The organism is Saliniramus fredricksonii, from assembly GCF_900094735.1.
In the GTDB taxonomy this organism is placed as follows: Bacteria; Pseudomonadota; Alphaproteobacteria; order Rhizobiales; family Beijerinckiaceae; genus Saliniramus; species Saliniramus fredricksonii.
The window spans coordinates 1,262,162-1,287,427 of record NZ_FMBM01000002.1 but is presented as its reverse complement, the minus strand read 5'-3'; the positions used below and the strand labels follow the sequence as shown (position 1 = coordinate 1,287,427).

22 protein-coding genes and 1 pseudogene are annotated in these 25,266 nt (G+C 65.7%); 12 read left to right on the top strand and 11 right to left on the bottom strand.

Translation table 11 applies throughout. The features are described from left to right. Positions 1-9: 9 nt before the first annotated feature. The 6 genes from GA0071312_RS12505 to GA0071312_RS12480 all read right to left on the bottom strand — a co-directional run bounded on the left by GA0071312_RS12505 (position 10) and on the right by GA0071312_RS12480 (position 7,430). The gene (locus GA0071312_RS12505) at positions 10-2,802 is read right to left on the bottom strand and encodes a DUF4159 domain-containing protein (protein WP_074445246.1); all 2,793 of its coding nucleotides are present in this window, start codon (positions 2,800-2,802) and stop codon (positions 10-12) included. Position 2,803: 1 nt separating this feature from the next. Further along, positions 2,804-3,727, bottom strand: a complete 924-nt coding sequence (locus GA0071312_RS12500; protein ID WP_074445245.1) for a DUF58 domain-containing protein — start codon at positions 3,725-3,727, stop codon at positions 2,804-2,806. Positions 3,728-3,736: 9 nt separating this feature from the next. Then, a complete protein-coding gene (locus tag GA0071312_RS12495; RefSeq protein ID WP_074446153.1) occupies positions 3,737-4,747 on the bottom strand; it encodes an AAA family ATPase in 1,011 nt (336 codons plus the stop codon). A gap of 239 nt (positions 4,748-4,986) precedes the next feature. After that, entirely contained in the window at positions 4,987-5,838 is an 852-nt protein-coding gene (locus GA0071312_RS12490) for a DUF6456 domain-containing protein (RefSeq protein WP_131817800.1), read from the bottom strand. A 278-nt stretch (positions 5,839-6,116) separates the two neighbouring features. Then, the gene (locus tag GA0071312_RS12485; protein WP_074445244.1) at positions 6,117-6,362 is read right to left on the bottom strand and encodes a DUF2093 domain-containing protein; all 246 of its coding nucleotides are present in this window, start codon (positions 6,360-6,362) and stop codon (positions 6,117-6,119) included. An 84-nt stretch (positions 6,363-6,446) separates the two neighbouring features. Next, the gene (locus tag GA0071312_RS12480; RefSeq protein WP_074445243.1) at positions 6,447-7,430 is read right to left on the bottom strand and encodes a 2-hydroxyacid dehydrogenase; all 984 of its coding nucleotides are present in this window, start codon (positions 7,428-7,430) and stop codon (positions 6,447-6,449) included. A gap of 336 nt (positions 7,431-7,766) precedes the next feature. Between GA0071312_RS12480 and GA0071312_RS12475 the strand changes: the two genes are divergently transcribed. The 5 genes from GA0071312_RS12475 to GA0071312_RS12450 all read left to right on the top strand — a co-directional run bounded on the left by GA0071312_RS12475 (position 7,767) and on the right by GA0071312_RS12450 (position 15,192). Then, a complete protein-coding gene (locus GA0071312_RS12475; RefSeq protein ID WP_074445242.1) occupies positions 7,767-9,602 on the top strand; it encodes an extracellular solute-binding protein in 1,836 nt (611 codons plus the stop codon). A gap of 95 nt (positions 9,603-9,697) precedes the next feature. After that, a complete protein-coding gene (locus GA0071312_RS12470; RefSeq protein WP_074445241.1) occupies positions 9,698-10,843 on the top strand; it encodes a microcin C ABC transporter permease YejB in 1,146 nt (381 codons plus the stop codon). A 219-nt stretch (positions 10,844-11,062) separates the two neighbouring features. Continuing rightward, complete coding sequence (locus GA0071312_RS12460) at positions 11,063-12,214, top strand: ABC transporter permease (protein ID WP_074445239.1); 1,152 nt, start codon at positions 11,063-11,065, stop codon at positions 12,212-12,214. Positions 12,215-12,314: 100 nt separating this feature from the next. After that, positions 12,315-13,943 carry an ABC transporter ATP-binding protein gene (locus GA0071312_RS12455; RefSeq protein ID WP_074445238.1) on the top strand — a complete coding sequence of 543 codons (1,629 nt, stop codon included), beginning with the start codon at positions 12,315-12,317 and terminating at the stop codon, positions 13,941-13,943. A gap of 7 nt (positions 13,944-13,950) precedes the next feature. Further along, a complete protein-coding gene (locus GA0071312_RS12450; protein ID WP_074445237.1) occupies positions 13,951-15,192 on the top strand; it encodes a phosphopentomutase in 1,242 nt (413 codons plus the stop codon). 105 nt (positions 15,193-15,297) lie between these two features. On the opposite strand, the gene efp is transcribed toward GA0071312_RS12450, so the two are convergent. Then, on the bottom strand, positions 15,298-15,867 hold the full coding sequence (gene efp, locus GA0071312_RS12445; protein WP_074445236.1) for an elongation factor P: 570 nt from the start codon (positions 15,865-15,867) through the stop codon (positions 15,298-15,300). A gap of 139 nt (positions 15,868-16,006) precedes the next feature. Between efp and epmA the strand changes: the two genes are divergently transcribed. Together epmA and GA0071312_RS12435 are read left to right on the top strand one after the other, a co-directional pair. Continuing rightward, on the top strand, positions 16,007-17,056 hold the full coding sequence (gene epmA / locus GA0071312_RS12440) for an EF-P lysine aminoacylase EpmA (RefSeq protein ID WP_074445235.1): 1,050 nt from the start codon (positions 16,007-16,009) through the stop codon (positions 17,054-17,056). Beyond that, positions 17,053-18,114 (top strand): lysine-2,3-aminomutase-like protein, encoded by a 1,062-nt coding sequence (locus GA0071312_RS12435; RefSeq protein ID WP_074445234.1) that lies wholly within the window; start codon positions 17,053-17,055, stop codon positions 18,112-18,114. The genes epmA and GA0071312_RS12435 overlap by 4 nt, the downstream gene beginning before the upstream one ends. A 6-nt stretch (positions 18,115-18,120) precedes the next feature. On the opposite strand, the gene GA0071312_RS12430 is transcribed toward GA0071312_RS12435, so the two are convergent. After that, the gene (locus GA0071312_RS12430; RefSeq protein WP_165604028.1) at positions 18,121-18,591 is read right to left on the bottom strand and encodes a CAP domain-containing protein; all 471 of its coding nucleotides are present in this window, start codon (positions 18,589-18,591) and stop codon (positions 18,121-18,123) included. 152 nt (positions 18,592-18,743) lie between these two features. On the opposite strand from GA0071312_RS12430, the gene GA0071312_RS12425 reads away from it, so the two are divergent. Continuing rightward, positions 18,744-19,724: a patatin-like phospholipase family protein gene (locus tag GA0071312_RS12425; protein ID WP_074445233.1), complete on the top strand. Its 981-nt coding sequence runs from the start codon at positions 18,744-18,746 to the stop codon at positions 19,722-19,724. 13 nt (positions 19,725-19,737) lie between these two features. On the opposite strand, the gene GA0071312_RS12420 is transcribed toward GA0071312_RS12425, so the two are convergent. After that, positions 19,738-20,169 (bottom strand): CBS domain-containing protein, encoded by a 432-nt coding sequence (locus tag GA0071312_RS12420; RefSeq protein ID WP_074445232.1) that lies wholly within the window; start codon positions 20,167-20,169, stop codon positions 19,738-19,740. Between the two features lie 202 nt (positions 20,170-20,371). Here GA0071312_RS12420 and trmFO point away from each other — a divergent pair. Further along, positions 20,372-21,795 (top strand): annotated as a pseudogene (trmFO, locus tag GA0071312_RS12415) (methylenetetrahydrofolate--tRNA-(uracil(54)-C(5))-methyltransferase (FADH(2)-oxidizing) TrmFO). Here trmFO and GA0071312_RS12410 read toward each other — a convergent pair. After that, positions 21,728-22,336, bottom strand: a complete 609-nt coding sequence (locus GA0071312_RS12410; protein WP_074445231.1) for a L,D-transpeptidase family protein — start codon at positions 22,334-22,336, stop codon at positions 21,728-21,730. The pseudogene trmFO and the gene GA0071312_RS12410 sit on opposite strands and share 68 nt — an antisense overlap. A 147-nt stretch (positions 22,337-22,483) precedes the next feature. Between GA0071312_RS12410 and GA0071312_RS12405 the strand changes: the two genes are divergently transcribed. The 3 genes from GA0071312_RS12405 to GA0071312_RS12395 are packed head-to-tail and all read left to right on the top strand — an operon-like array spanning position 22,484 to position 24,096. After that, positions 22,484-23,170, top strand: coding sequence for a response regulator transcription factor (locus GA0071312_RS12405; protein ID WP_074445230.1), 687 nt, complete (start codon positions 22,484-22,486; stop codon positions 23,168-23,170). A 19-nt stretch (positions 23,171-23,189) separates the two neighbouring features. Continuing rightward, entirely contained in the window at positions 23,190-23,633 is a 444-nt protein-coding gene (locus GA0071312_RS12400) for a cyclic nucleotide-binding domain-containing protein (RefSeq protein WP_074445229.1), read from the top strand. Between the two features lie 4 nt (positions 23,634-23,637). Further along, positions 23,638-24,096 (top strand): GNAT family N-acetyltransferase, encoded by a 459-nt coding sequence (locus tag GA0071312_RS12395; RefSeq protein ID WP_074446150.1) that lies wholly within the window; start codon positions 23,638-23,640, stop codon positions 24,094-24,096. 5 nt (positions 24,097-24,101) lie between these two features. Here GA0071312_RS12395 and GA0071312_RS12390 read toward each other — a convergent pair whose 3' ends face one another. Then, the gene (locus tag GA0071312_RS12390) at positions 24,102-25,211 is read right to left on the bottom strand and encodes a DNA recombination protein RmuC (RefSeq protein ID WP_074445228.1); all 1,110 of its coding nucleotides are present in this window, start codon (positions 25,209-25,211) and stop codon (positions 24,102-24,104) included. Positions 25,212-25,266: the final 55 nt, after the last annotated feature.

Below are 25,266 nucleotides of genomic sequence, written 5' to 3'. Positions count from 1 at the left end.
TCGCCTTCCTCAATTGCCGAGCCGCTCCAGCAGGGCGGGCACATGCACCTGATCGGCCTTGTAGTTGCCCGTCAGCGCGTACATCACGATGTTCATCCCGGCGCGGAACGCCATCTCGCGCTGACGCGGATCGCTGCCACTCACCGGCAGCATCGCCTCACCCCGCGACCCGATCGCCCAGGCGCCCGCGAGATCGTTCGCGGTGATGATGATCGGCGACACGGCGTCACCGGCCCGTGCCGGACGCATCCCCTCCTCGACGGGAGCCGGGGGCAATTCCTCGACCCAGGTCACACCGGATGAATGCCGGCCCGGCAATTCATCCATGATGAAGAACGTCTTGGTCAGGACGTGATCCGGCGGCATCGGCTCAAGCGGGGGCACGTCGACATCCGCAAGCAGCCGGCGCAGATATGCGGCTTCGGGCGAACGCGCTGAACCGGGGCGCCAGTTGGTCGCCGCGTCGCGGGTATCCATGATCAGCATGCCGCCATTCTTCATATAGGCCTCGATCCGCTGCATCGCGTCGCGCGACGGTATCGGCGCATCGGGCACGATCGGCCAGTACAGAACCGGAAAGAAAGCGAGTTCGTCCGTCTCGATATCGACGCCCATTGGCGCACCGGGTTCGAGGGATGTGCGCGCGGCCAGCGCCCGCGACAGCCCGTCGAGCCCCGCCTCGCTGATCTCGTCGACGCGCGCGTCGTGGGTGCGGATATAGCCGAGCCGGGTCACCATTGCGGCCTCGATATCCTCGATCGTATCGGCTGGTGCCGGCCCGGGCGCGCTGATCGCGAGAAAGGCGAGCGCAAGCGCACCCGTTCCGAGAGCCGCGCGTCGAAAGCGCGCGGCGAAGGCGCCGGCATGTCCCGAGAGCAGCATGGCGAGAATCGTATCGACCAGAAACAGGCCGAGGGCCGCCACGAGAAGCGGCGGGCGCAAATCCACAGTTTCCGCCGGTTCGAGCGGCAGGATGCGCGCATCAAGGATGGCGAGATCGACGGGAACGAGCCGGTCCTCGGCATTGAGCGTATTCACCGCGATCGCCGATTCCGTCGGGCCGTAGAAACCGGGCGGATGATCGAACCCGGCGCGCTCCGCAAAGGTCCGGGTGACCGGGCGGGCATGCGAAGGCGGCGAACCGAGATTGCCGGCCCCGTCGAGAGCCAGGCGCGGCGCGACGGGCTGACGCTCCCCCCCTGTCTGAAGACCGGCGCCCGGCGGTGCGGCGGCAAATTGCAGGGTCTCGCGCAACATGTCGACGAACAGCCCGGTCAGCGGCAGGTTCGACCAGCTCGCATCCGCTGTCACGTGAAAGAGCACGCTCATGCCGTCGCCACGCCGATCCGCCGTGACGATCGGGGTACCGTCTTCGAGCGCCGCCCATGTCCGCTCGGTCAGCGCGCCGGAGGGCTCGGCGAGGATCTGGCGCGAGATACCAAGCTCGTCCGGAACGGCGAGACCATGGAACGGGCTTTCCCGGGCGAATTCCGCCAGGGTGCGCGGTGCATCCCAGGAGAGCGCGCCACCGAGATTGCGCCCGCCATCGCGCAAACGCACGGGCAGAAGGTCGTCGACATTGCCGGTCATCCGTGATCCCGCAAAGCGCAGCAGCAGCCCGCCCTCTTCCATGAAAGTCGCGATCCGCGCCTGCGTGCGTGGCGGCAGAACGCCGATATCGGCGAGCACCAGAACATTGACCTGCCCGTCGAGCAGTTCCTCGATCGCTTCAGCCGAGCCGCCGCGCCCCTCGCGGATCTCGGCATAGGGCTCAAGCGCCCGCTCGATATAGAAGGTCGGCGCGAGCAGCGGCTGTGCAAGATCGAGCGTGGTTCCCGTCACGATGCCGACGCGGCTGCGCCGGCTGCGCGAATCAAGCAATGTCGTCGCGGCTGCGGATGCTTCCTCCACGATGTCGATCCGCGCCACGGAATTGCGCAATTCAATGGGGATGTCGAAACGCACATCAGTTTCGGTCTCGTCCGGCAGAAAAACGAAGGTCTCCTCGGCCAGCGTCAGGCCCCGCAGATCGGCGGCGCGCACGCGCCCCTCGTCACGCGCATTCGGCTCGGCACGCAGCACGTCGACAGAAAGCCCCTGCGCAGAATTGCGCGCATTGCCCAGCGCCAGCGCGGGTGCGGGATCCGGGCCCAAGATGGTCAGGGTTCGATCCTGCGCGATCTCCGCGAGCAGCATCGCCATGTCATCCTCGCCGGCGATGCCGACGCCGCCGGTAATCCAGAGGATTTCGGTATCGGGATGCGCTTCGAGAAAAGCACTGAGCGGACGGCGCCAGCTCTCGGCCTGCGGAAAATGTGGACGCGCGTTGACGGCCCGCAAGCGCTCCAGCGCGGCTGCAGGCTCCTCCAGAGCGATTTCCGCTACCGGCGTCGCCGTGGCCACAATGCCCATCGAGCGCCCGTCCCGCGCAATCGCCTCGCCCTGTTCCAGCGCGATCGCCGCATGCCGGCGCCAATCGGCAGCTGTACCGGCGCCATTGTCGACGATCATCAACACCGGTGCGCGCCGGTCACCCTCCAGCGAGGGCGCCGGATTGAGGATCGGGCCAGCGGCGGCGAGGATCAGCAATGCGGCGATGACGAGGCGCAGCAGCAGGAGCCACCACGGCGTGCGCGCCGGCAATTCACGACGCGGGATCAGATCGGCGACGATCTTGAGCGGCGGAAACGCGATCCGGCGCGGCTGCGGCGGGGTCACCCGCAGGAGCAGCCAGATCGCAGGGAGGGCGATCAGCCCGGCAAGGACGAGCGGTACGGCGAAGGTGAGCGGCAGACCGAACATGTCAGCGCCCTCCCATGCCCGAGCGCGCCGCCTGGACGAGCGCCATCAGCCGCAGGGCGGCCTCGCTGGCGGGACGGTCGGTGCGGTGAATCGTGAGCGTCCATCCCCGCCGCCGCGTCGCCGCCTCCAGCGCATCGCGGTGGCGGGCAATGCGCGTGCGATACTGCGCGCCCCAGCTCGCCGCATCCCCGACCCGCAGCCGCAGACCGCCCTCGGGATCCTCCAGCATGGCCTGCCCGGCAAAGGGAAAGCTCTCCTCGACCGGATCGACGATCATCATGACATGCCCGCGCGCGCCCCGCGCTGCAATCGCCGCGATGCAGGCTTCCCATTCCTCGGCGGGGCTGAGGCAGTCACTGAGGATCACCGCTTCGTCATGGGGGGCGAGCGCCGTAGGCGGTGGCATGTCGGTGGCGTCGGAGCCGCGCGGATCGGCGAGGATTTCGGCGAAACGCTCGGCGATCCGGCGCACGGCGCGGGGCGGCGCCTGCCCCATCATGCCGACACGCTCGCCCGCCTCGACGAAGCTCTCGGCGAGCGCGAGGCCGAGCACCACGGCCCGGTCGCATTTCGGCGCCATGGCAAGCTCCGAACCGAAGGCCATGGAGGCGGAACGGTCGATCCACAGATGCACCGAGTGCGCCGCCTCCCATTCGCGCTCGCGCACATAGAGACGGTCGTCGCGGCCAGAACGGCGCCAGTCGATCCGCGATGCCGGCTCGCCACTGCTGAAGGGGCGGAACTGCCAGAAGGTTTCGCCCGGGCCCGCACGGCGACGTCCATGGATACCGTGCGCGAGGGTCCCGGCGACGCGGCGCGCCTCCAGTACCAGACGCGGCAGCCGCGCTGCGAGATCCTGCGCCGCCAGCGTGACCGTCCGCCCGGGTAGCCGTTGCGTCTCGCTGAGGACCCGCACGCGCGCCATGTCAGGGCCTCACCCGCCGAGCCGCGCCGTCAGACGCTGCACGAGATCGGGAATGGTGACGCCGTCGGCGCGCGCGGCGAATGTCAGGGCCATGCGGTGCTTGAGCACCGGCGCGGCGAGCAGCGCCACATCATCAATGGAGGGCGAGACGCGGCCCTGGATCAGCGCATGCGCGCGCGCAGCAAAAATCAGCGCCTGCGAGGCGCGCGGACCAGGCCCCCAGAGCAGATGCTCGGTCACGGCGGGATCGCCCTCCCCCGGTCGCGCGGCGCGCACCAGATCAAGAATGGCCTCGACGATGCTGTCTCCGACCGGCAGGCGGCGCGCGAGGCGCTGCGCGCTCATCAGCGCCTCACCCGACATCACCGCACCGGGACGGGCTTCGGAATCCCCCGTCGTCTCCAGCAGGATGCGCCGCTCGGCATCGCGATCGGGGTAGTCGATGTCGATCTGAAGCAGAAAACGGTCGAGCTGGGCCTCCGGCAGCGGATAGGTGCCCTCCTGCTCGATGGGATTCTGCGTGGCGAGCACGTGGAACGGACGCGGCAGGTCGTGACGCTCGCCACTCACGGAAACGTGATGCTCCTGCATCGCCTGCAACAGGGCCGACTGGGTTCGCGGACTGGCGCGGTTGATCTCGTCGGCCATCAGAAGCTGCGCGAAGATCGGCCCGCGCACGAAGCGGAAATGGCGCCGGCGATCAGCATCCTCCTCAAGGATTTCCGAGCCGGTAATGTCGGAGGGCATCAGATCGGGCGTGAACTGGACCCGACGCGCATCAAGGCCGAGCACCGTGCCGAGCGTTTCGACGAGCTTCGTCTTGGCGAGGCCCGGCACACCGACGAGCAGCCCGTGCCCTCCGGCGAGGATCGTCGTCAGCGCCAGATCGACCACGTTCTTCTGACCGAAGATGACAGCCTCGACGGCCTCGCGGGCGCTGACCACGGTTTCCAGTGTCGCTTCGGCGTTGCGCAGCACCGATTCGTCAAGGGATTGCGGCGTCGACGACGTTTCTTGCATGCAGCAGGCCTTTTTCGCATCGGCGCCGGGTCGGCGCAGGATCATGCACGCCGCAATGGCGTGGTGGCGGGTTGCGCGAGTCACACCCGACACGGTGTCAGTTTGGGCCGGATGACCGCAAGCCGCAAGCGGGACCCTGCGCCGCAGCGATCCGGTCGCCGCATTGGTGAATCTGGGCGCGGCTCGCGTCGAAAATATGGCCGCCGCGACCGCTTCATCCCGGTCTCGTATTGCGAAGTTCAGCCCGGCGCAACCGACTCTCCGGCGCACCAGGCCAGAATGCGGCGGTTGCGCACCGCGCCGCGGGCCTCGCCGGCGAGGCCGTAATAATCAGCCAGCCGCGACAGGGCCCGTGCGATCATGATCTTGCCCGACCGCGCCGGCCAGGCACGCGCCCGCTCGATTTCGCTGATCCGGATGAGAAAGCCGCAGACATCGATGAGCAGATCGCCATCCTCGGCGCCCAGATGCCGCACGGCCCGGGTCACGCGCTGGCGCGCGGCGATGCAGGCCTCCGTTGCGTCGAGCCGGCCGGCGCGATTGCCGCCCCCACCACCCCCGCCCGAGCCGAGCCGGTCCCAGTCGATGCTCACACCGGGCATGATTCCTGCCATGGTGAGATCGCGCCGGAAGCGCTCACCGGCCTCGAACTGCGCGGCGTCGATGAGCGGCGCGCCATCCGCACCCTTGCGTGCGGCGAGCCAGGCGAGAGGACTTTCTTCCTGATTGACCCGCACGCGCGCTTGCGCCCCGTCATCGACGGGATCCGGCCTGTCGGCCATCACCGCGACGCGATGCTGCACAGCGAAGGCCTCGTCGCCCTGACCTGCGCGACGCGCCGCCAGCCGCGCGAGATAGCCCTTCCCGGCCTGCGAGATCAGTGTCGCTGCTGTGGAATCCGCGCGATTCCTGCTTGTAATCGCGCGATCATGCTGCAGAGGATCCTGTTGCACGAGATCATGCCGGATGAGCAAATCCAACGCGCTGCGCGCAAAGCTGCCGCCGCCGAGCGAGACCGCAGAGCCGTCACGGCGGAACTCCCCACCCTTGCTGAGAAGGATCCGGTCCGGGTCGAACGGATCGGACCGCATCCGCGTTCCCTGCACCGCCAGCCCCTGCAACAAGCGCAAGGCCTCGCGGGACAGAGCAGGCTCAGCCGGGGATCCCGGTATCGGGCCCCGTTTTCCCGACACGCGCTTGCTCGACAAACGCTTGCCAGACCCGCTTTTGCGGCTCGCAGCATCACCCTGACACACCACCGCATTTTCATAATTCATGATTTTCTTCCTTGCCGCACAACCTATGGCGGCAAGGTGGCTCGACAATTCCAGATTGTCAAGACGATTTTCCTATTGGCAGGAAAATCAGATCAGGAACCGTTCGTCCCGCTGGCCCCGTCCGCGCCTTTCGGCTTCAGCCCGAGCCGCTGCATCACCGCCTGGTGCGAGCTGTAGGGCTCCTGCCGCTCGACGCTCCAATAGACCAGCCTGTCAAGCGGAATGGGATCGCCGGTCACGGCGCAGCGTACGAACTTGCCGGGGCGCACGACGCGAAAATGCGCGTCGAGATATTCGATCTGGGCCTCCTGGCCGAAAGCATCGTTGCGGTCGAGCATGCGCGGTCTCCTCGGCCCCATTGCATAGGCAAAGCCGCGCCCCGGTTCAAGCGCCAAGGCGCCGCCTTTCCCGCGAAGCACAGCTTAGCGCGGCGAAGGCGTCTCGGGCACGGGCGTGAGCGGCGGCTTGCCGTCAAACCACGCCACCAGATTGTCGACGACGAGCTGGGCCATGGCATTGCGCGTATGCACCGAAGCCGAGCCGACATGCGGCAGCAGCACCACGTGATCCATCTCGATCAGTTCCTGCGGCACCTGCGGCTCCTTCTCGAAAACGTCGAGCCCCGCCGAGAGGATGGTGCCGTCGCGCAGGGCCGCGATCAGCGCCGCCTCGTCCACGACGCTGCCGCGCGCCACGTTGATCAGCACGCCTTCCGGCCCGAGCGCTTCGAGAATGCGCGCATCGACGAGCTTCTGCGTCCCCGTCCCGCCGGGCGTGATCACGACGAGCGTATCGACATCCCGGGCCATCGCCTCGAGATCGGCATAATAGCGATGCGGCGCATCCGCCTGCTCGCGGCGCCCGTGATAGACGACCTCGACATCAAACGCGTCGAGGCGCCTGGCAATCGCCTTGCCGATGCGACCGTAGCCGAGAATGCCGATCCTGCGCTCGCGCAGTGTCGGGCTGAGCGGGAACGGCTTTTCCAGCCAGCGGCCCTCGCGCAGATAGCGGTCCGCCTGCGGGAGTTTGCGCAAGGTAGCCAGCAGCAGGCCGATGGCGAGATCGGCCACCTCGTCGGTGAGGACGTCCGGCGTGTTGGTCACCACGACACCCTTCGTGCCGGCATAAGCGGCATCGACATGATCATAACCCACACCGAAGCTGGAGACGATTTCGAGCGCCGGCAGCGCGTCGATCAGCGCCTTGTCGACGCGCCCGCTTGCACCACCGCCGGTGGCGACGCCGCGAATCCGGGAGGCGTGCTGCGCGATGAACGCATCGGCGTCATCGGCCTCCCACAAGCGATGCAGGGTGAAGCGCGCATCAAGTTGTTCGATCACGCGCGGCGCCATCGGGCGCGGCATCAGGATCTCGATCTTTCCGGCATCATCGTTCGTGGTCATGGCGCTCTCCCGGCGTGTCTTATCGTCGCGCAGGCCCCATGCATCGGATCGGGCCCGGCGCGCTTTGCCGCCCGTTGATCATCCGGGCAACCGCTTCACTGCAGCTATAACGCGTCACGGCAACCCGGATAAGGCTCTTGCACGCAAAGGCCGCTGCGATCCTGCGCAGGCCGGGACCCGGGCACGACGCTGGCCGCACAGCCCCGCCCAATGGCATTTTCGGGGTTCGACACGGGCTTTCGCTTGCGCCATTATCGCCATAATGAATCGCTGTTCTTGCGTGAATGCTTGGCCTTGCAAAGGTGCACGCCGAACAGGCGAGGAGAAGGGGAACGCATGCTGACGATTGATCGACGCAGTTTCTTCACCGGTGTGGCGGCCGCTGCCGTCGTCGCGGGGATGCCCGGGCGGCTGCGCGCGAGCGAGACCGAATGGGCACACGGCATGTCGATATTCGGCGACCTGAAATACGGGCCGGATTTCGCGCATTTCGATTATGTCGATCCGGATGCACCGAAGGGCGGCTTCTTCGGCACCGACATGTTCGGCACCTTCAATTCCTTCAATCCCTATATCATGCAGGGTGATCCGGCGACCGGGATGGGGCTGACCTTCGACAGCCTGATGACCCGCGCCGCAGACGAGCCGGATGCGCTCTATGGGCTGGTTGCGCAATCGGTCTGGCGCTCGGAGGACGGGCTGACCTATCGCTTCCGCCTGCGCCCGGAGGCGCGCTTCCACGACGGCAGCCCGATCACGCCGGAGGACGTCGCCTTCTCGATCATGATCCTCAAGGACGAGGGCCATCCCAGTATCCGCCAGCAGCTACGCATGCTCGAAGCAGCCGAGGCCGAGGATGACGAGACCGTCGTGGTGCGCTTCGTCGAGGGCCGGTCGCGGGACCTGCCGCTCTCCGTTGCCGGATTGCCGATCCTCTCCGCCGCTTATTGGGAAGACCGCGACTTCGCCGCCTCGACCACCGAGCCGCCGCTCGGATCGGGCCCTTATCGTGTTGCGCGGTTCGAGAGCGGGCGCTTTCTGATCTACGAGCGCGTTCCGGATTACTGGGGTGCGGATCTGCCGGTCAATCGCGGGCAGAGCAACTTCGACCGTGTGCGCTACGACTATTTCCGCGACCGCCAGGTGGCGTTCGAAGCCTTCAAATCCGGCGCCTTCAACTATCGCGAGGAGTTCACCTCGCGCGATTGGGCAACCGGCTACGACTTCTCCGCACACAATGAAGGCCGGGTACAGCGGGAGGAACTGGTCGACGAGACTCCCTCCGCTCGACAGGGCTGGTGGTTCAACACGCGGCGCGGGAAATTCGCCGATCCGCGCATCCGCGAAGCGCTGGGCTATCTGTTTGATTTCGAATCGGTCAATCGGACGATCATGTTCGATTCCTACATGCGCACGAAATCGTATTTCGAGAATTCCCCGATGGCCGCCGAAGGCCCCATCCCTGATGACGAGGCGGCACTGCTCGAACCCTTCCGGGACAGCCTGCCCGAGCGTGTCTTCGGTGAAGCGATCTCGCCGCCGGCTTCAGACGGCTCGGGTACCGATCGCGGCAATCTCCGCCGGGCGCAGGAACTCCTGCAAGAGGCCGGTTGCAGTTATCGCGGGCGCGAGCTGATGCTGCCGAACGGTGAGCGTTTCACCATCGAATTTCTCGACTTCTCCAACGCGCTGGAACCGCATACCCTGCATTTCTCCCGCAATCTGAGCCGGATCGGCATCGATGCGGGGCTGCGTGTGGTCGATGCCTCGCAGTTTCAAAGACGCATTGACGAATTCGACTTCGACATCATCACCCGCCGCTTCGTCGGCTCCCTGACGCCCGGCGGCGAATTGCGCGTGCTCTTCGGCTCGGAAGCCGCCGAACTGACGGGCTCGCCCAATCTCGCCGGCATCGCCGATCCGGCCGTCGATGCGCTGATCGAGAAGGTCATCGCGGCCGGGACGCGTGAGGAGATGTATGTTGCCGCGCGCGCGCTCGACCGGGTGCTGCGCGCCGGTTTCTACTGGGTGCCGATGTGGTTCAAGGGAACGCACTGGCTGGCCTTCTGGGACGAATTCGGGCGACCGGAAACCAAGCCGCGTTTTTCCGTTGGTGCTTTGTCCACCTGGTGGATCGACGAGGAGCGGGCGCGCGCGGCACGACGTGCGTGATCGGGCTTTACGCTGTATGTGTGATTTAGCACGGTAGCTGCCGATTCGTCGCAACCGGGCCAGTGATTCGCTGCGCCCGCATCGTCAGAGGTTCCATGGCCGCTTATATTGCGCGACGTCTTCTGCTGATGATCCCGACGATTTTCGGGATCATGCTGATCTCGTTCGTGATCATCCAGTTCGCGCCCGGCGGACCCGTCGAGCGCATACTGGCCCAGATCCAGGGCGCCGATGCGGGGGCCACGGCGCGCTTCGGTGGCGCCGGCGGCGATGGTGGGGGCCTCGCGGGGCAGATGGGCGGCGGCGATGGCGGAGGCGGCGACGGCGGGGGCGGCGATTCGCGCTATCGCGGTGCGCAGGGGCTCGATCCGCAGTTCATCGCGCAACTCGAGGCACAATTCGGGTTCGATCGCCCTGCCCATGAACGGTTCGCGCTGATGATCTGGAATTTTTCGCGATTCGAATTCGGCGATAGCTATTTCCGCGATATTTCGGTGATCGACCTGATCAAGGAGAAGCTCCCGGTCTCGATCTCGCTCGGCCTCTGGATGACGATCATTTCCTATGCGATCTCCATCCCTCTGGGGGTCAAGAAGGCCGTGCGCGACGGCACCCCCTTCGACTGGTGGACCTCCGCCATCGTCATCGTGGGCTACGCCATCCCCGGCTTTCTCTTTGCGATTCTCCTGATCGTGCTCTTCGCCGGCGGCTCGTTCTGGCAGATATTCCCGCTGCGCGGCCTCTGGTCGGAGCAATATGCCGACATGTCTTTCTGGGCCTGGGTGACGAGCCCCGCCGCGATCCTGGACTATTTCTGGCACCTCGCCCTGCCCATCACCGCCATGGCGATCGGTGCTTTTGCGACGACGACATTGCTCACCAAGAACTCTTTCCTCGACGAGATCCGCAAGCAATACGTCATGACGGCGCGGATGAAGGGACTCTCGGAGCGCCAGGTGCTTTACGGGCACGTTTTCCGCAACGCCATGCTGATCGTGGTGGCCGGTTTCCCCGGCGCCTTCATCAGCGCGTTCTTTACCGGTGCGCTCCTGATCGAGACGATCTTCTCTCTCGACGGGCTCGGCTTGCTCTCCTTCGAATCCATCGTCAACCGCGATTACCCGGTCGTCTTCGCCACCCTCTTCATCTTCTCGCTGCTCGGGCTGGTCGTGAACCTGATCTCCGATCTCACCTATGTCTGGATCGATCCACGCATCGATTTCGAGACACGGGAGGTATGAGATGACGACGCTCACCCTTCATGACGGGCGCGCTCTCCCTCCCCTCAGGGGAGGGATCAAGGGTGGGGTTACCCGCGTGCAAATGCTGCGACGTGCGGGAGTTTCATCGCCCGCTCTCCCCACCCTCATTCCCTCCCCGCTGGGGAGGGAGGCCTGGCTCACCCTTCATGACGGGCACGATTTCCCCGCCAATCCGACCCTGCAGCAGGGGGGATCGTCATGAACGCGCCCGTGACCCAACCCCTCGCCCCGCCGCAGGAACAGAAGGGCTGGCTGAACCTGTCGCCGATCAACCGGCGACGTCTGGATAATTTCAAGGCGAACAAGCGTGGCTACTGGTCGTTCTGGATCTTCATGGTGCTGTTCGTGCTCACCATGTTCGCGGAATTCATCGCCAATGACCGTCCGATCATGGTGTCGTTCAAGGGAGAGATCCTGTTTCCGATCTTCGAGGATTATCCGGAGGACAAGTTCATTGATGACGGTTTTCTGCCGCTGGCGGATTACCGGGAACCGCTGATCGCGGATGCGATCGACGAGCACGGCTGGGCGATCTGGCCGCCGATCCGCTTCCATTACACGACCCACAACCTCTCGCTTCCCGTTCCGGCCCCCTCCCCGCCGACCTGGATGCTCGACGATGCGCAATGCGAGCCTGTCGCGATGCTCACCGGCGGCAGCACCTGCCGGGATCTCGAATGGAACTGGCTCGGCACCGATGACCAGAGCCGCGACGTGCTGGCGCGGCTGATCTACGGTTTTCGCATCTCGGTACTGTTCGGCCTGATCCTCGCTGGTGTCTCGTCGGTGATCGGCGTCTTCGCCGGTGCGGTGCAGGGCTATTTCGGCGGCTGGACGGATCTGATCTTCCAGCGTTTCATCGAGATCTGGACAGCGATCCCGGCGCTCTATCTGCTGATCATCATCGCCTCGATCATCACACCGACATTCTGGGTATTGTTGGGAATCCTGCTGCTGTTCAGCTGGGTGGCGCTGGTGGGCGTCGTGCGCGCGGAATTCCTGCGCGCGCGCAATTTCGAATATGTTCGTGCCGCCCGGGCGCTCGGCCAGTCTGACGGCAAGATCATGATCAAGCATGTCCTGCCCAACGCCATGGTCGCGACGCTGACCTTCCTGCCCTTCATTCTCAACGGCTCGATCACGACGCTCACCTCCCTGGACTTTCTCGGCTTCGGCCTGCCCCCCGGCTCGGCCTCGCTCGGGGAATTGCTGGCGCAGGGCAAGGCCAATCTGCAGGCGCCCTGGCTCGGCCTGACCGGCTTCTTCATCATCGCACTGATGCTGAGCCTGCTGATCTTCATCGGCGAGGCCGTGCGCGATGCCTTCGACCCGCGCAAGACCTTCTCGTGACGGCGCTCATGACGCACCCCGCGCTCCCCACACTCATCTGTCGCGGCCTTCATGACGGGCGCGTCCGTTCGATGCCCAACCAACCGACGAAGGAGCGCGCATGAGTTCGCCGATCCTGTCCGTGCGTGATCTCTCCGTCGCCTTTCGCCAGGGCGAGGATTCGGTGCTGGCGGTCGACCGGGTTTCGTTCGATGTCGCGCCGGGTGAAACCGTCGCGCTGGTGGGGGAATCCGGATCGGGCAAATCGGTGACGGCGCTTTCGGTGGTGAAGCTCCTGAACTACCCCACCGCGTCTCATCCGACGGGCGAGATTCTGTTCAAGGGCAAGGATCTGCTGCCTGCCAGCGAACCGGAGATGATGCAGGTGCGCGGCGCCGACATTACGATGGTCTTCCAGGAGCCGATGACCTCCCTCAACCCGCTGCACACGATCTCGCGCCAGATCGGCGAGATCCTGCGGATGCACCGGCGGCTGAGCGAAAAGGACGCCCGCACGCGCACCCTGGAACTGCTCGAACTCGTCGGTATCCGCGATGCCGGCCAGCGGCTCGACGCTTATCCACATCAGATGTCCGGCGGTCAGCGCCAGCGCGTGATGATTGCCATGGCGCTCGCCAACGAACCGGACCTGCTGATCGCCGATGAGCCGACCACGGCGCTCGACGTAACCGTCCAGGCGCAGATCCTCGAATTGCTGGCTGATCTGAAGAAGCGGCTGGGCATGGCGATGCTTTTCATCACCCATGATCTGGGTATCGTGCGCAGCATCGCCGACAAGGTCTGCGTGATGACCAATGGCAAGATCGTCGAGGCCGGCACCGTGCAGCAGGTGTTTGGCAATCCACAGCACGATTATACCCGGCGCCTGCTCGCGGCAGAGCCGAAGGGCCGACCGCATCCGGTGCCCGCAGGCGCGCCGGTGGTCGTCGAAGCCGGGCCGATCAAGGTCTGGTTCCCGATCAAGAGAGGCTTCCTCGGTCGTACCGTCAACCATGTGAAGGCGGTCGACGAGGTCAGCGTCAGCGTCCGGCAGGGGGAGACGGTTGGCGTCGTTGGCGAATCCGGATCGGGCAAGACGACTCTGGGCCTGGCCATCCTGCGCCTGATCTCGTCGCAAGGCCCGGTGGCGTTCCTCGGCAACCGGATCGACGGGCTGAAATCGAAACAGATCAGGCCCATGCGCAAGAATATGCAAGTGGTCTTTCAAGATCCCTACGGCTCACTCTCGCCGCGCATGTCGGTGACGCAGATCGTGGAGGAAGGCCTGCTCGTGCTCAATCGCGGACTCTCGGCCGATGAGCGGCGTGAGGTCGTGGCGCGGGCGCTGATCGATGTCGGGCTCGACCCCTCCGCCATGGATCGCTATCCGCATGAATTCTCCGGCGGCCAGCGCCAGCGTATCGCCATCGCGCGCGCCATGGCGCTGGAGCCGCAATTCGTGCTTCTGGACGAGCCGACCTCGGCGCTCGACATGTCCGTGCAGGCCCAGATCGTCGAACTCTTGCGCGAACTGCAAGACAAGCGCAAACTGGCTTACATGTTCATAAGCCATGATCTCAAGGTGGTTCGCGCACTCGCCAACCACGTCATCGTGATGCAGAACGGGCGTGTCGTGGAACAAGGCGACGCGGACCGTGTCTTCGACGCGCCTGAAAGCCCCTATACCCGCGCATTGTTCGCCGCAGCCTTTGATCTCGAAGCGGCGGGTGCCGGCATCGTTTCCGATTGATCGGGCCATGTCCGTTCCTCACAAACGCGCCCTCCTGATCGTCCTCGACTCGGTGGGGATCGGTGGCGCGCCGGATGCGGCGGCCTATGGCGACGAAGGCGCGAACACGCTGGGCCATATCACGCAGGGCTGCGCCGGCGGCGCCGGTGATCGCTGCGGGTTGCGCGCAGGTCCGCTGCACCTGCCGAATCTGGCGCGTCTTGGCCTCGGCCATGCCATGCGCGGCGCCAGCGGCGAGACGTATCCGGATCTGATGCGAGACGGCGAACCCGCCGGGCTCCGGGGCCACGCGGTCGAGACATCGCGCGGCAAGGATTCGCCTTCTGGACATTGGGAGATCGCCGGCTGCCCTGTCGATTTCGACTGGGGCTATTTCCCCGACACGCAGCCGACATTCCCGCAATGGCTGACCGATGCCCTGATCAGCGAGGCCCGTCTGCCCGGCATTCTCGGCAATCGCCACTCACCCGGCACCGCCATCGTCGAGCAATGGGGACCTGAGCATCTGCGCACCGGCAAGCCGATCTGCTACACTTCCGTCGACAGCGTGTTGCAGATCGCCGCCCATGAAGAGCAATTCGGCCTGGAGCGACTCTACGAGACCTGCCGTATCGCCCGGCGCCTGTGCGACCCGCTGAAGATCGGGCGGATCATCGCCCGCCCCTTCAAGGGCGACCCGCGCTCCGGCTTCAGCCGCACCGCGAACCGCAAGGATTTCGCCATCCCGCCGCCGGAGGGGACGATCTTCGACCGGCTGCACGATGCGGGGCGCGCCGTCATCAGTGTCGGCAAGATCGGCGATATCTTCGCCCATCGCCATACCGGCGAGGAGGTCAAACCCTCCGGCGACGACGCCTGCCTGAGCGCCGCCATCGCCGCGCTCGACCGCCTGCCGCCGGGCGGGCTGATCTTCACCAATCTCGTTGATTTCGATTCCGATTACGGCCATCGCCGTGACCTGCCCGGCTACGCCGCCGCGCTCGAGTCCTTCGATCGCCGCGTGCCGGAAATCGAGGCGGCGCTCGCGCCGGGCGATCTGTGCGTCCTTGCTGCGGATCACGGCAACGATCCGACCTGGCGCGGCACCGATCACACCCGTGAGCAGGTCCCGATCATCGGCTTCGGCCCCGGTCTCACCGGCGCGACAGTCGGGCAGCGGGAGAGCTTTGCCGATATCGGTGCGAGCATCGCCGATTGGCTCGGTGTTGCCCCGCCGCGCCATGGTCGTCCCTTCCCGATCATCGCATGAAACGACAACGCCCCGGGTGATGCCGGGGCGCTCGTCATGCGCGAGGCGGATTGACGCTCAGTCCCTGGCGCGATCAGTCCTTGGCGCGATCAGTCCTTGGCGCGATCAGTCCTTGGCGCGCTCGACGTAGGACGCATCTTCCGTCATCACCACGATGCGCGTGCCCGTGGCAATATGCGGCGGCACCATGGTGCGCACGCCGTTATTGAGCATGGCGGGCTTGTAGGAGGACGAGGCCGTCTGGCCCTTCACGGTCGGCTCCGTCTCGACGACTTCGAGGGTGACGCGCTGGGGCAGTTCGATGGCGATCGGCAGGCCGTTATGCAGCTTCAGGCTCACCGTCATGCCTTCCTGAAGGAAGGCGGCCTGTTCGCCGATATCCTCACGGGTCATGACGACTTGCTCGTAGCTGTCGGGGTTCATGAAGTGGAACCCCTCGCCATCATCATAGAGGAAGGTATGATCGCGATCCTCGACGACGGCCTTCTCGACCTGCTCGGTGGTGCGGTAGCGCTCGGAGATCTTGGTGCCGTCGGAAATCCGGCGCAGATCGAGCTGGGTAACGGGCGTGCCCTTGCCCGGATGGATGTTCTGCGCCGTGAGAACGACATAGAGCTTGTCGTTGATGTCAACGACGTTACCCTTGCGCAGCGCGCTTGCCAGAACCTTTGCCATTTTCAATCCCGTTCCTGATCAACCGCTCGCGCGGCCTTGAACCTTGCTTCGCGTCGGCTTAACCCGATAACGCGTCCGGGTCCAGACCGGGATACGCATTCACGCGCAATCGAGGCGCAACAGACGGGATTGATCGGCGATGACGCAATGGTGGCGGCCGGAAGTACACGCGGATCGGCGCCCCGCGCTCATGGCGCGCAACCGCATCAGGAGCGGATTGCGGGCCTGGTTCGAGGCGCGCGACTTCGTCGAGGCAGAGCCTGCCGTCCTGCAGGTCTCGCCCGGTAACGAGGCGCATCTGCATGCCTTCGCGACGCGGATGATCGGCCATGACGGCGTGGCGCATCGGATGTACCTGCACACTTCGCCGGAATTCGCCTGCAAGAAGCTGCTCGCCGCCGGCGAAACGGCGCTCTTCGCCTTCGCCCCGGTCTTTCGCAACCGCGAGCGCGGGCCGCTGCATCATCCGGAATTCGTGATGCTGGAATGGTACCGCGCGCATGCGCCCTATGACGCGATCATCGCCGATTGCGCAGCCCTGATCGCGCGCGCCGCCGAGATCACGGGGGCGACGCGTTTTCGCCATCGCGGCGTGGAAGCCGATCCGTTCGCGCCGTTCGAGCGCGTCCCGGTGGCGCAGGCCTTCGCCGATCATGCCGGCATCAATCTTCTCGCCAGTCTGCGCGATGACGGCGGCACCAACCGCGCGGCGCTCGCGAGATCGGCACGCGAGGCCGGGATCAGGGTCGCGCAGGACGATACCTGGGCGGATATCTTCAGCCGCATTCTCGTCGAGCGCGTCGAACCGCAGCTCGGGCGGGGGCGTCTCACCGTGCTTGATCGCTATCCCGTTGCGGAAGCCGCACTGGCGCGCCCCTGCCCGGATGATCCGCGTCTGGCCGAGCGCTTCGAGATCTATGCCTGCGGCGTCGAACTCGCCAACGGGTTCGGCGAGCTCACCGATCCTGACATCCAACGCGAACGCTTCGAGGCGGAAATGGACGAGAAACAGCGTGTCTATGGCGAGCGTTATCCGATCGATGCGGATTTTCTCGCAGCGCTCGCCCTGATGCCGCCGGCAAGCGGCGTGGCGCTCGGTTTCGACCGCCTGATCATGCTGGCCACCGGCGCCCAGCGCATCGACCAGGTGATCTGGACCCCCGTTTCCGAGGCCGGAGGAGAAAGCTGATGGCGCAACGTACCCTGCGCGATCCCGACGCGCTCATCAAAGCCGGTCTCGCCCCGGAATCCGCGCGCGCGGATATCGATGCCGTCAATGCACGCTACGCCATCGCGGTCACGCCGGAAATGGCGGCGCAGATCGACGCGAGCGATCCGCATGACCCGATCGCGGCGCAGTTCATCCCTGATGGGCGCGAATTGCGCACGCGGCCTGAGGAGCTTGCCGATCCGATCGGCGACGAAGCCCACAGCCCGGTGCCCGGCATCGTGCATCGCTATCCTGATCGTGCGCTGCTCAAGGTCGTGCAGGTCTGCCCGGTCTATTGCCGCTTCTGCTTCCGCCGCGAGAGCGTCGGGCCGCAGCATGGCGGGACGCTGCCGCGCGCGGAGCTCGATCACGCGATCGCCTATCTGCGCGATCACCCTGAAATCTGGGAGGTGATCCTCACCGGCGGCGATCCGATGATCCTCTCCCCCGCCCGCATGCGCCATGTCATGGAAAGGCTGGCCGAGATCGACCACATCCGCATCATTCGCCTGCATACGCGCGTCCCCGTGGTGACGCCGGCGCATGTCGACGCGGCGCTGATCACGGCCTTGAAGAGCGCCGGCAAGACGGTCTATGTCGCGCTGCATGCCAATCATCCCAGGGAATTCACGCCGAATGCCAGAGCGGCGATCGCGCGGCTCGTCGATGCGGGGATCCCGATGCTGTCGCAGAGCGTGCTCCTGCGCGGGATCAACGATGATCTCGATACGCTGACGGCGCTGATGCGCTGCTTCGTCGAGCTGCGGATCAAACCCTACCATCTCAATCACGGTGATCTGGCGCCGGGCACGGCGCATTTCCGCACGACGATCGCCGAGGGACGCGCACTGGTCGGCGCGTTGCGGGGGCGGTTGTCGGGATTGTGCCAGTTCTTCTACGTGCTCGACATTCCCGGCGGCGCAGGCAAGGCCGTGCTCAACCCGGATGCGATCGAGGCCGAGGCCAAAGGCGAGATGATCATCCGCGACTGGCAGGGCGGGCACCACCGCTATACTGATTCGATCAGCGGCGCCTGAACCGGCTCAATCGGCCAGCACCATCACCCAGAACTTGCCAAAACGGGTTCCCGGCGCGTGAGCCTTGACGAAACCGATGCGCCGCGCCTCCGGCATCAACAGGTTCTCGTCGTGATAGGCCGATGCCTGCCAGCGCTCCAGCACCCGCTCGGGCGTCTGCGCGCCGGCCTGGAGATTCTCCGCTGCGGTGCCGTTAATGCCGTTACGCGTCATGCGCTTGCCGAAGCGCCCGGCGGCGTGGTGATCGAGATCATCCATGGCGGCGATGGCCCGCGCCTGCTCGTCAGCAGCGCGCATCAGGCTGCGATCGACACGCACCGGCCCGAGCCCCTTCTGCGCACGATACGCCGTCAGCGCCTCGGCCATGGCGCTCGCATGGCTGTGATCGGTGGTGATGCCGGACATGTCGCGGAAGGAAAACAGGGCGCAGCCGCCGAGAAAGGCAGCCATGGTCACGACGAGAATCAACTGCCTCAATATCCGCTCCCGGGAATCGGCTCGATATGAAAACGCGTTTATGACACGCTCACAGGCAGAAATAAGGCACGTCTTGAAACTTTTTTCGACTAAAGCATCTGCGACGCGATATCCGTATTTCTCGCCAGCACGACCACACTCAGAGCAAACCCATGGACGCATCGCATCACGGCCTGAAAATCGGAATCGCGCTGGGCGGCGGGGCGGCGCGGGGGTGGTCGCATATCGGGGTGCTGCGGGTGCTCGCCGAGGAAGGCATCGTGCCCGACATGGTCGCGGGGACCTCGATCGGCGCGGTGGTGGGCGGCTGCCTCGCCGCCGGCAAGCTCGACGATCTTGAGGAGTTCGCCCGCTCGCTCACCCGGGCGCGCGTGCTCGGCCTGCTCGATTTCTCGCTCGGCGCTTCCGGCCTGATCGCGGGCGAGAAGCTGCGCCAGCTGTTGCAGGAGGATCTCGGCGGGTTGCGGATCGAGGAACTGCCGATGCGCTTCGGTGCAATCGCCACCGAGATCACGACCGGCCACGAGATCTGGCTGACGCGCGGACGTCTGCTGCGGGCTGTCCAGGCCTCCTATGCCTTGCCCGGCATCATCAATCCGGTGCGGATCGGGAACCGCCTGCTCGTTGACGGGACGCTCGTGAATCCTGTTCCGGTTTCCGCAGCGCGGGCGCTGGGCGCCGATGTGGTGCTTTGTGTGAATCTCAATGGCGATCTGAAACTGCGCGGCACCACGATCCAGTCGATTGAGGATGCATACGATGACACGGAAGCCGAAACTCCGGAGGCCGAGGAGGAAAACGGGCGCCCCGGCTTTCTGGGGCCCATGCTCGACATGGCCGACAATGTGGCCGACAGCCTGCGTGGACGCGATCCGGCACGGCGCGTGGCGCCGGGCATGGCCAAGGTGATGCTGGACGCGTTCAACATCACCCAGGATCGGATCTCGCGGGCGCGCCTCGCGGGCGATCCGCCGGATCTGATGATCTCGCCGAAACTGGCGAAGATCGGCCTTTTCGATTTCCACCGCGCCGACGAAATCATTGCGCTCGGCGCGCAAGCCACACGCCGGGCCATGCCCGATATCCGCGAATTACTGGCCGAGGCGAAGGCGCTGGCGGCGGCCATGCGCTGATCAGGCGCCAATGTCAGCCGGCCGCTATGTAATCCTTCAAGGCCTGCTGTTCGGCCTCGATATCGGCGAGCCTGCGGTTGACGACGTCGCCGATCGAGATGATCCCGGCCAATGCGCCGTCTTCGACCACCGGAACGTGGCGAAATTTGCCATCCGTCATCAAGCGCATCAGATGATCGGCATCCGCATTGATGCCGCAGGTGACGACATCGCGTGTCATGAATTTCGAAACCGGCGCATCCAGCGCTGCCGCCCCGTCCTGCGACAGCGCGCGGATGATATCGCGCTCGGACAGGATACCGGCAACCGCGCGACCGTCATCACTGACGACGACGGCGCCGATCCTTTTCCCGGCAAGCAGCGCCGCCGCTTGCGACAGCGTCTCCTGCGGCGCAATCGTGACGACCTGCGTCCCCTTGGTGGAAAGAACCTGCCGAACCGTCATGGCACCCTCCCTCGTTGCGTGCATCGTGATGTGCGCGTTATGGGCAGTGTGCTGGACATTGCGGGCGCTGGCAACCATGACGCGTCATCAAACGCGACGATATTCGCCGTCCGGAAATCCGCCTGCCCTTGCCGCATGAAGGAGCTGCTGCTAACTCCGCATCTGAGAGACGCCTTTTGAAACTGGGCCTGCGAGGCAGATCATGACCCGTCAAAGCGATATCGCTCCCGTCCACGTCATCGGCGGCGGCCTGGCCGGCTCGGAAGCCGCGTGGCAGATCGCCCAGGCTGGCGTGCCGGTGATTGTGCACGAAATGCGCCCGCAGCGCATGACCGATGCCCACAAGACGCACGGACTCGCCGAGCTCGTCTGCTCGAATTCGTTCCGCTCGGACGATGCGCAGAGCAATGCGGTGGGCCTCCTGCATCAGGAGATGCGCCGGCTCGATTCGCTGATCATGCGCATGGGCGACGCCCATCAGGTTCCCGCCGGCGGAGCGCTCGCCGTTGATCGCGACGGATTCTCGGATGCGGTGACGCAGGCGCTGGAGGCCCATCCGCTGATCACCATTGATCGTGGTGAGATCGCCGGCCTGCCACCGGAGGATTGGGACAAGGTGATCATCGCCACCGGCCCCCTCACCTCCCCGGCTCTGGCGGACGCGATCCGCGAGATCACCGGTGAAACCGCGCTGGCCTTCTTCGACGCCATCGCGCCGATCGTGCATCGTGAATCGATCGACATGTCGAAGGCCTGGTACCAGAGCCGCTACGACAAGCCGGGCCCGGGCGGCACCGGCGCCGATTACATCAACTGCCCCTCGACCGGGAGCAGTACGAGGCCTTCATCGACGCGCTTCTGGACGGCGACAAGACCGAATTCAAGGAATGGGAGGCCAACACCCCCTATTTCGACGGCTGCCTGCCCATCGAGGTCATGGCCGAGCGCGGGCGCGAGACGCTGCGGCACGGGCCGATGAAACCCGTCGGCCTGACCAACCCGCATGATCCGGAGGTCAAGCCATACGCCGTGGTGCAGCTGCGCCAGGACAATGCGCTGGGCACGCTCTACAACATGGTTGGCTTCCAGACGAAGCTGAAATACGGGGCGCAGGCCGCGATCCTGCGCATGATTCCCGGCCTCGAGAATGCGGAATTCGCCCGTCTCGGCGGCATCCACCGCAACACCTATCTCAACTCGCCGCGCCTCCTCGACGCGACCCTGCGGCTCGAAGCCATGCCGCGGCTGCGCTTCGCCGGTCAGATCACCGGCTGCGAGGGCTATGTCGAGAGCGCCGCGATCGGCCTGCTGACCGGGCGCTTCTGCGCCGCCGAACGGCTGGGCCAGCCGCTGCGCCCGATGCCGGCCGAGACAGCGCTCGGCGCGCTCGCCAACCACATCACCGGCGGCCATATCGAGAGCATCGACGAGGGGCCGCGCTCCTTCCAGCCGATGAACATCAATTTCGGCCTGTTCCCGCCGCTCGAGAAAGCGCCCATGGGCGAGAACGGCAAACGCCTGCGCGGATCGGCGAAAGCCATCGCGCGCAAGCACGCCCTCACCGACCGGGCCCGCGCAGCCCTCGATGCCTGGCTGGCAGAGCCGGCGGAACGCGCCGTCGCCTGACGTCGCGACCGATCACGAGGCGCGTGCGCGGCCCGATCCGCGCCAGAAGGCGCCGCAACGCGGGAAGGGCGAGGGCGACGCAGCCCTCCGTCGGCGGGAAGCCAGGACGCGCGGCATGCATGAAGATCGCACTCCCGCGTCCGCGCAACGGGCGGGGCATGCGGTTCCAGCCGATATCAACGACGAGATCATAGAGCCCATCCTCGCGCCACATCCGCTCATGGCCGGCGCGCGACGGCAGGCATATCAACTGATTGTAACGCGGATCGCCGGGATCATCGCACCAGCCGTCATGCGGGCGAATGGCCCGCGCGGGCAGGCCCGTGTGCGGGCGCGGCGGACGGCGATCGGGGCGGAAAAACAGAGCGAGCAAGGGAAAGTCACCGATCGGGGTGGCGCCGTCACCTTCGCGTTTGCGCCGGGTCATCCCGCCCTTGCCGATGGCGCAGGGGAGCACTCGCCCGCCAGCGGTGAGCCAGCCGCACCTGCCATTATGCGGGGCGGGGAGAACGTGAATTCTTGCCAGAAATCGCCGTTTCATGCCATTTCCCTGTGGTTGACGCGGATCGCGCCGCGCGCGGGACTTGCCGGAAGTCCGGCCCGGGTTACTCTGCGCTTGAGCGGGATTCCCGGCGAATCTGTCAGTCGCAGGCGGGGCGCTCCCGCATATAGTCGAGGATAGTGTCTGATGTCGAAAGCTCACCGCCTTCTCGTCGTGGATGATGATCAGGATCTGCGCGAGACCCTTGCCGAGCAGCTCGCCCTGCACGAGGAGTTCGACGTGGCCACTGCCGAGAATGCCAGCGCAGCGATGAGCACGGTCCGCAACGAGCGTATCGACCTCGCCATCATGGATGTCGGCCTGCCGGACATGGACGGGCGCGAGGCGGTGAAGCTGATGCGCAAGCACGGTTTCCGCTCGCCGATCATCATGCTGACGGCGCAGGGCTCCGATTCGGATACGGTGCTGGGGCTTGAAGCCGGCGCGAATGATTACGTCCCCAAACCCTTCAAGTTCGCCGTCCTCCTCGCCCGCATTCGCGCCCAGCTGCGCCAATATGCGGCGAGCGAGGATGCAGTCTTCCAGATCGGTCCCTACAGCTTCAAGCCGGGCGCCAAATTGCTGGTCACCGAAAGCGGCTCGAAGCTCAAGCTCACGGAGAAGGAAACCGCCATCCTGCGCTTTCTCTACCGTGCGGATCAGCAGGTCGTGCCGCGCGACACCCTGCTCGCGGAAGTCTGGGGCTACAATGCCAACGTCACCACGCATACGCTGGAGACGCATATCTATCGCCTGCGCCAGAAGATCGAGCCGGACCCCTCCTCCGCTTCGCTGCTGGTGACCGAGGGCGGCGGTTACAAGCTGGTGCCCTGAGGGGCGGATCGGACACCCCATGTCGCTCGACGACGACATCGCCATGCTGGCTCAGGCCCCGCTTCTGGGGCTGCTGGAGCGCGACGCACTGCGCCTGCTCGCCTTCGCGGCTGACAAGCGCCGGCTGCGCCAGGGCGATGTGCTGTTTCGCAAGGGCGATCGCTCGGATGCGGGCTACATCGTCACCGAGGGAGAGATCGGGCTCGATACCGGCGGCGGCAAGCCCGATCTGGTGGCGAAGCGCGGGGATCTGATCGGCCAGACGGCTCTGTTCATACGCGGGCATCGCCCGGCCACCGCGACCGCGCGGGCGCCTTCCGTCGTGCTGCGGCTCTCCGTCAGCCTGATCCGGCGCGTGCTGGAGGAATATCCGGAAGTGGCGGCCTCCATGCATGCCGCCCTCGCCGAGGAGCTCGGCGCATTCAACCAGGAGCTTGCGCGGCTCGGCACACGCTTTGGCTGATCTCATGAGCGAGAGCGCCCCGATCATCCGCGCCGCCGGACCCGCTGATCTCCCCGCCATCCGCGCGATCGTCGAGGCAGCCTACAGCCCCTATATCGAGCGGCTCGGCAAGAAGCCCGGGCCGATGCTCAACGATTACGCCGCGCAGATCGCGGCGGGGCGGGTGCATTGCCTGTGCGATGACGAAGGCGTGGCCGGTTTCACCGTGCTGATCCCCGAGGAATCGCGCTTCATGCTCGACAATGTCGCCGTAGCTGATCGCGCACGCGGGCGCGGCTACGGACGGGCCCTGATGGCCTTCGCCGAAGATGCTGCGCGCCAGGCGGGTTACCGTGCGATCACGCTCTACACCCATGAGAAAATGCACGAGAACCGCGCGCTCTATGCGCGGCTCGGCTATCGCGAGACCGGGCTGATCCGGGAGAAGGGTTTCGCGCGCATCTATATGGAAAAGAGCGTGTGATCCGTCTAGCCGTTACGGCGACCCCGTGACAGTTCGACCGGCGCGTTGAACATGTCGCTCTGCGCGGCGCCCTCCTCGGCAAATTCCAGATTCTCGATGCGCTGACCCCGCCGCGTGATCTTCTCCGACGAGATCCGGATCTGCCCGACATCCTCCTGCGCCTGCCGGAAATGCTGGTCGAGCCGCTCGACCCGCTCGCCGAGCCGCGTCACATCGGCCACGAGACGCCCGACCTCGCGCTGGATCACCTGCGCTTCTTCCCGGATCCGCGCATCACGGGCGAGCCCCTGCATGACCTGGATGGCGAGAACCAGCAGCGAGGGCGAGACGATCATCACCCGGGCGCGATAGGCGCGCTGGACCAGATCCTCGAAATGCTCCTGCAGATCCGCATGCAGCGACTCTGCGGGCACGAACATCATCGCCACATCCTGGGTTTCGCCGGCGATCAGATATTTCTGGGCGATGTCCTTGATATGCGTGCCGATATCGCTGCGCAGCTTCTGCGCCGCACGCGTGCGCGCCTCCGGTCCGCGCGCCTCGCGGAAGGCGGAGAACGCCTCAAGCGGAAATTTCGCGTCGACGACCAGCGGGCGATGGTCCCCCGGCAGGCGGATCGTGCAATCAGGTCGGGTGCCGTTGCCAAGCGTCGGCTGGAAGGAATAGGCATCCGCAGGCAGCGCATCGCGCACGATCGCCTCCATCCGCCCCTGCCCGAAAGCTCCGCGCGCCTGCTTGTTGGAGAGCACCCGCTGCAACCCCGCCACCTGCCCGGTCAGCTCCGTCAGATTGGCCTGCGCCGCGTCGATTACCGCGAGCCGCTCGTTCAGCCGGCCGAGCGTCTCCGCCTGGACATGCGTGCCGCGATCGATCCGCTCGGCCAGCATGCGCGCGAAATCGCCCTGGCGGGCGCCGAACACGTCGGTGAAGCTCTGCACGCGCCCGGCCATCTCGGCCTGAACGCGCGCCATCTCCTCCACGTGCTGCGCCAGATGCCGCTCGCGGGCGGGGCGCGCAAGCCGCATGGCGACGAGGATCACGAGGAAGAAACCGGCGAGCGCCAGCTCGCGCCAGGTGAAGGCAAATTCGCCGAATCGGAATGCAATCTCGCTCATGCAGGCATTCTATGCGAGAAAACCGAACAAACAATGAACAATATCCATTGCGAAC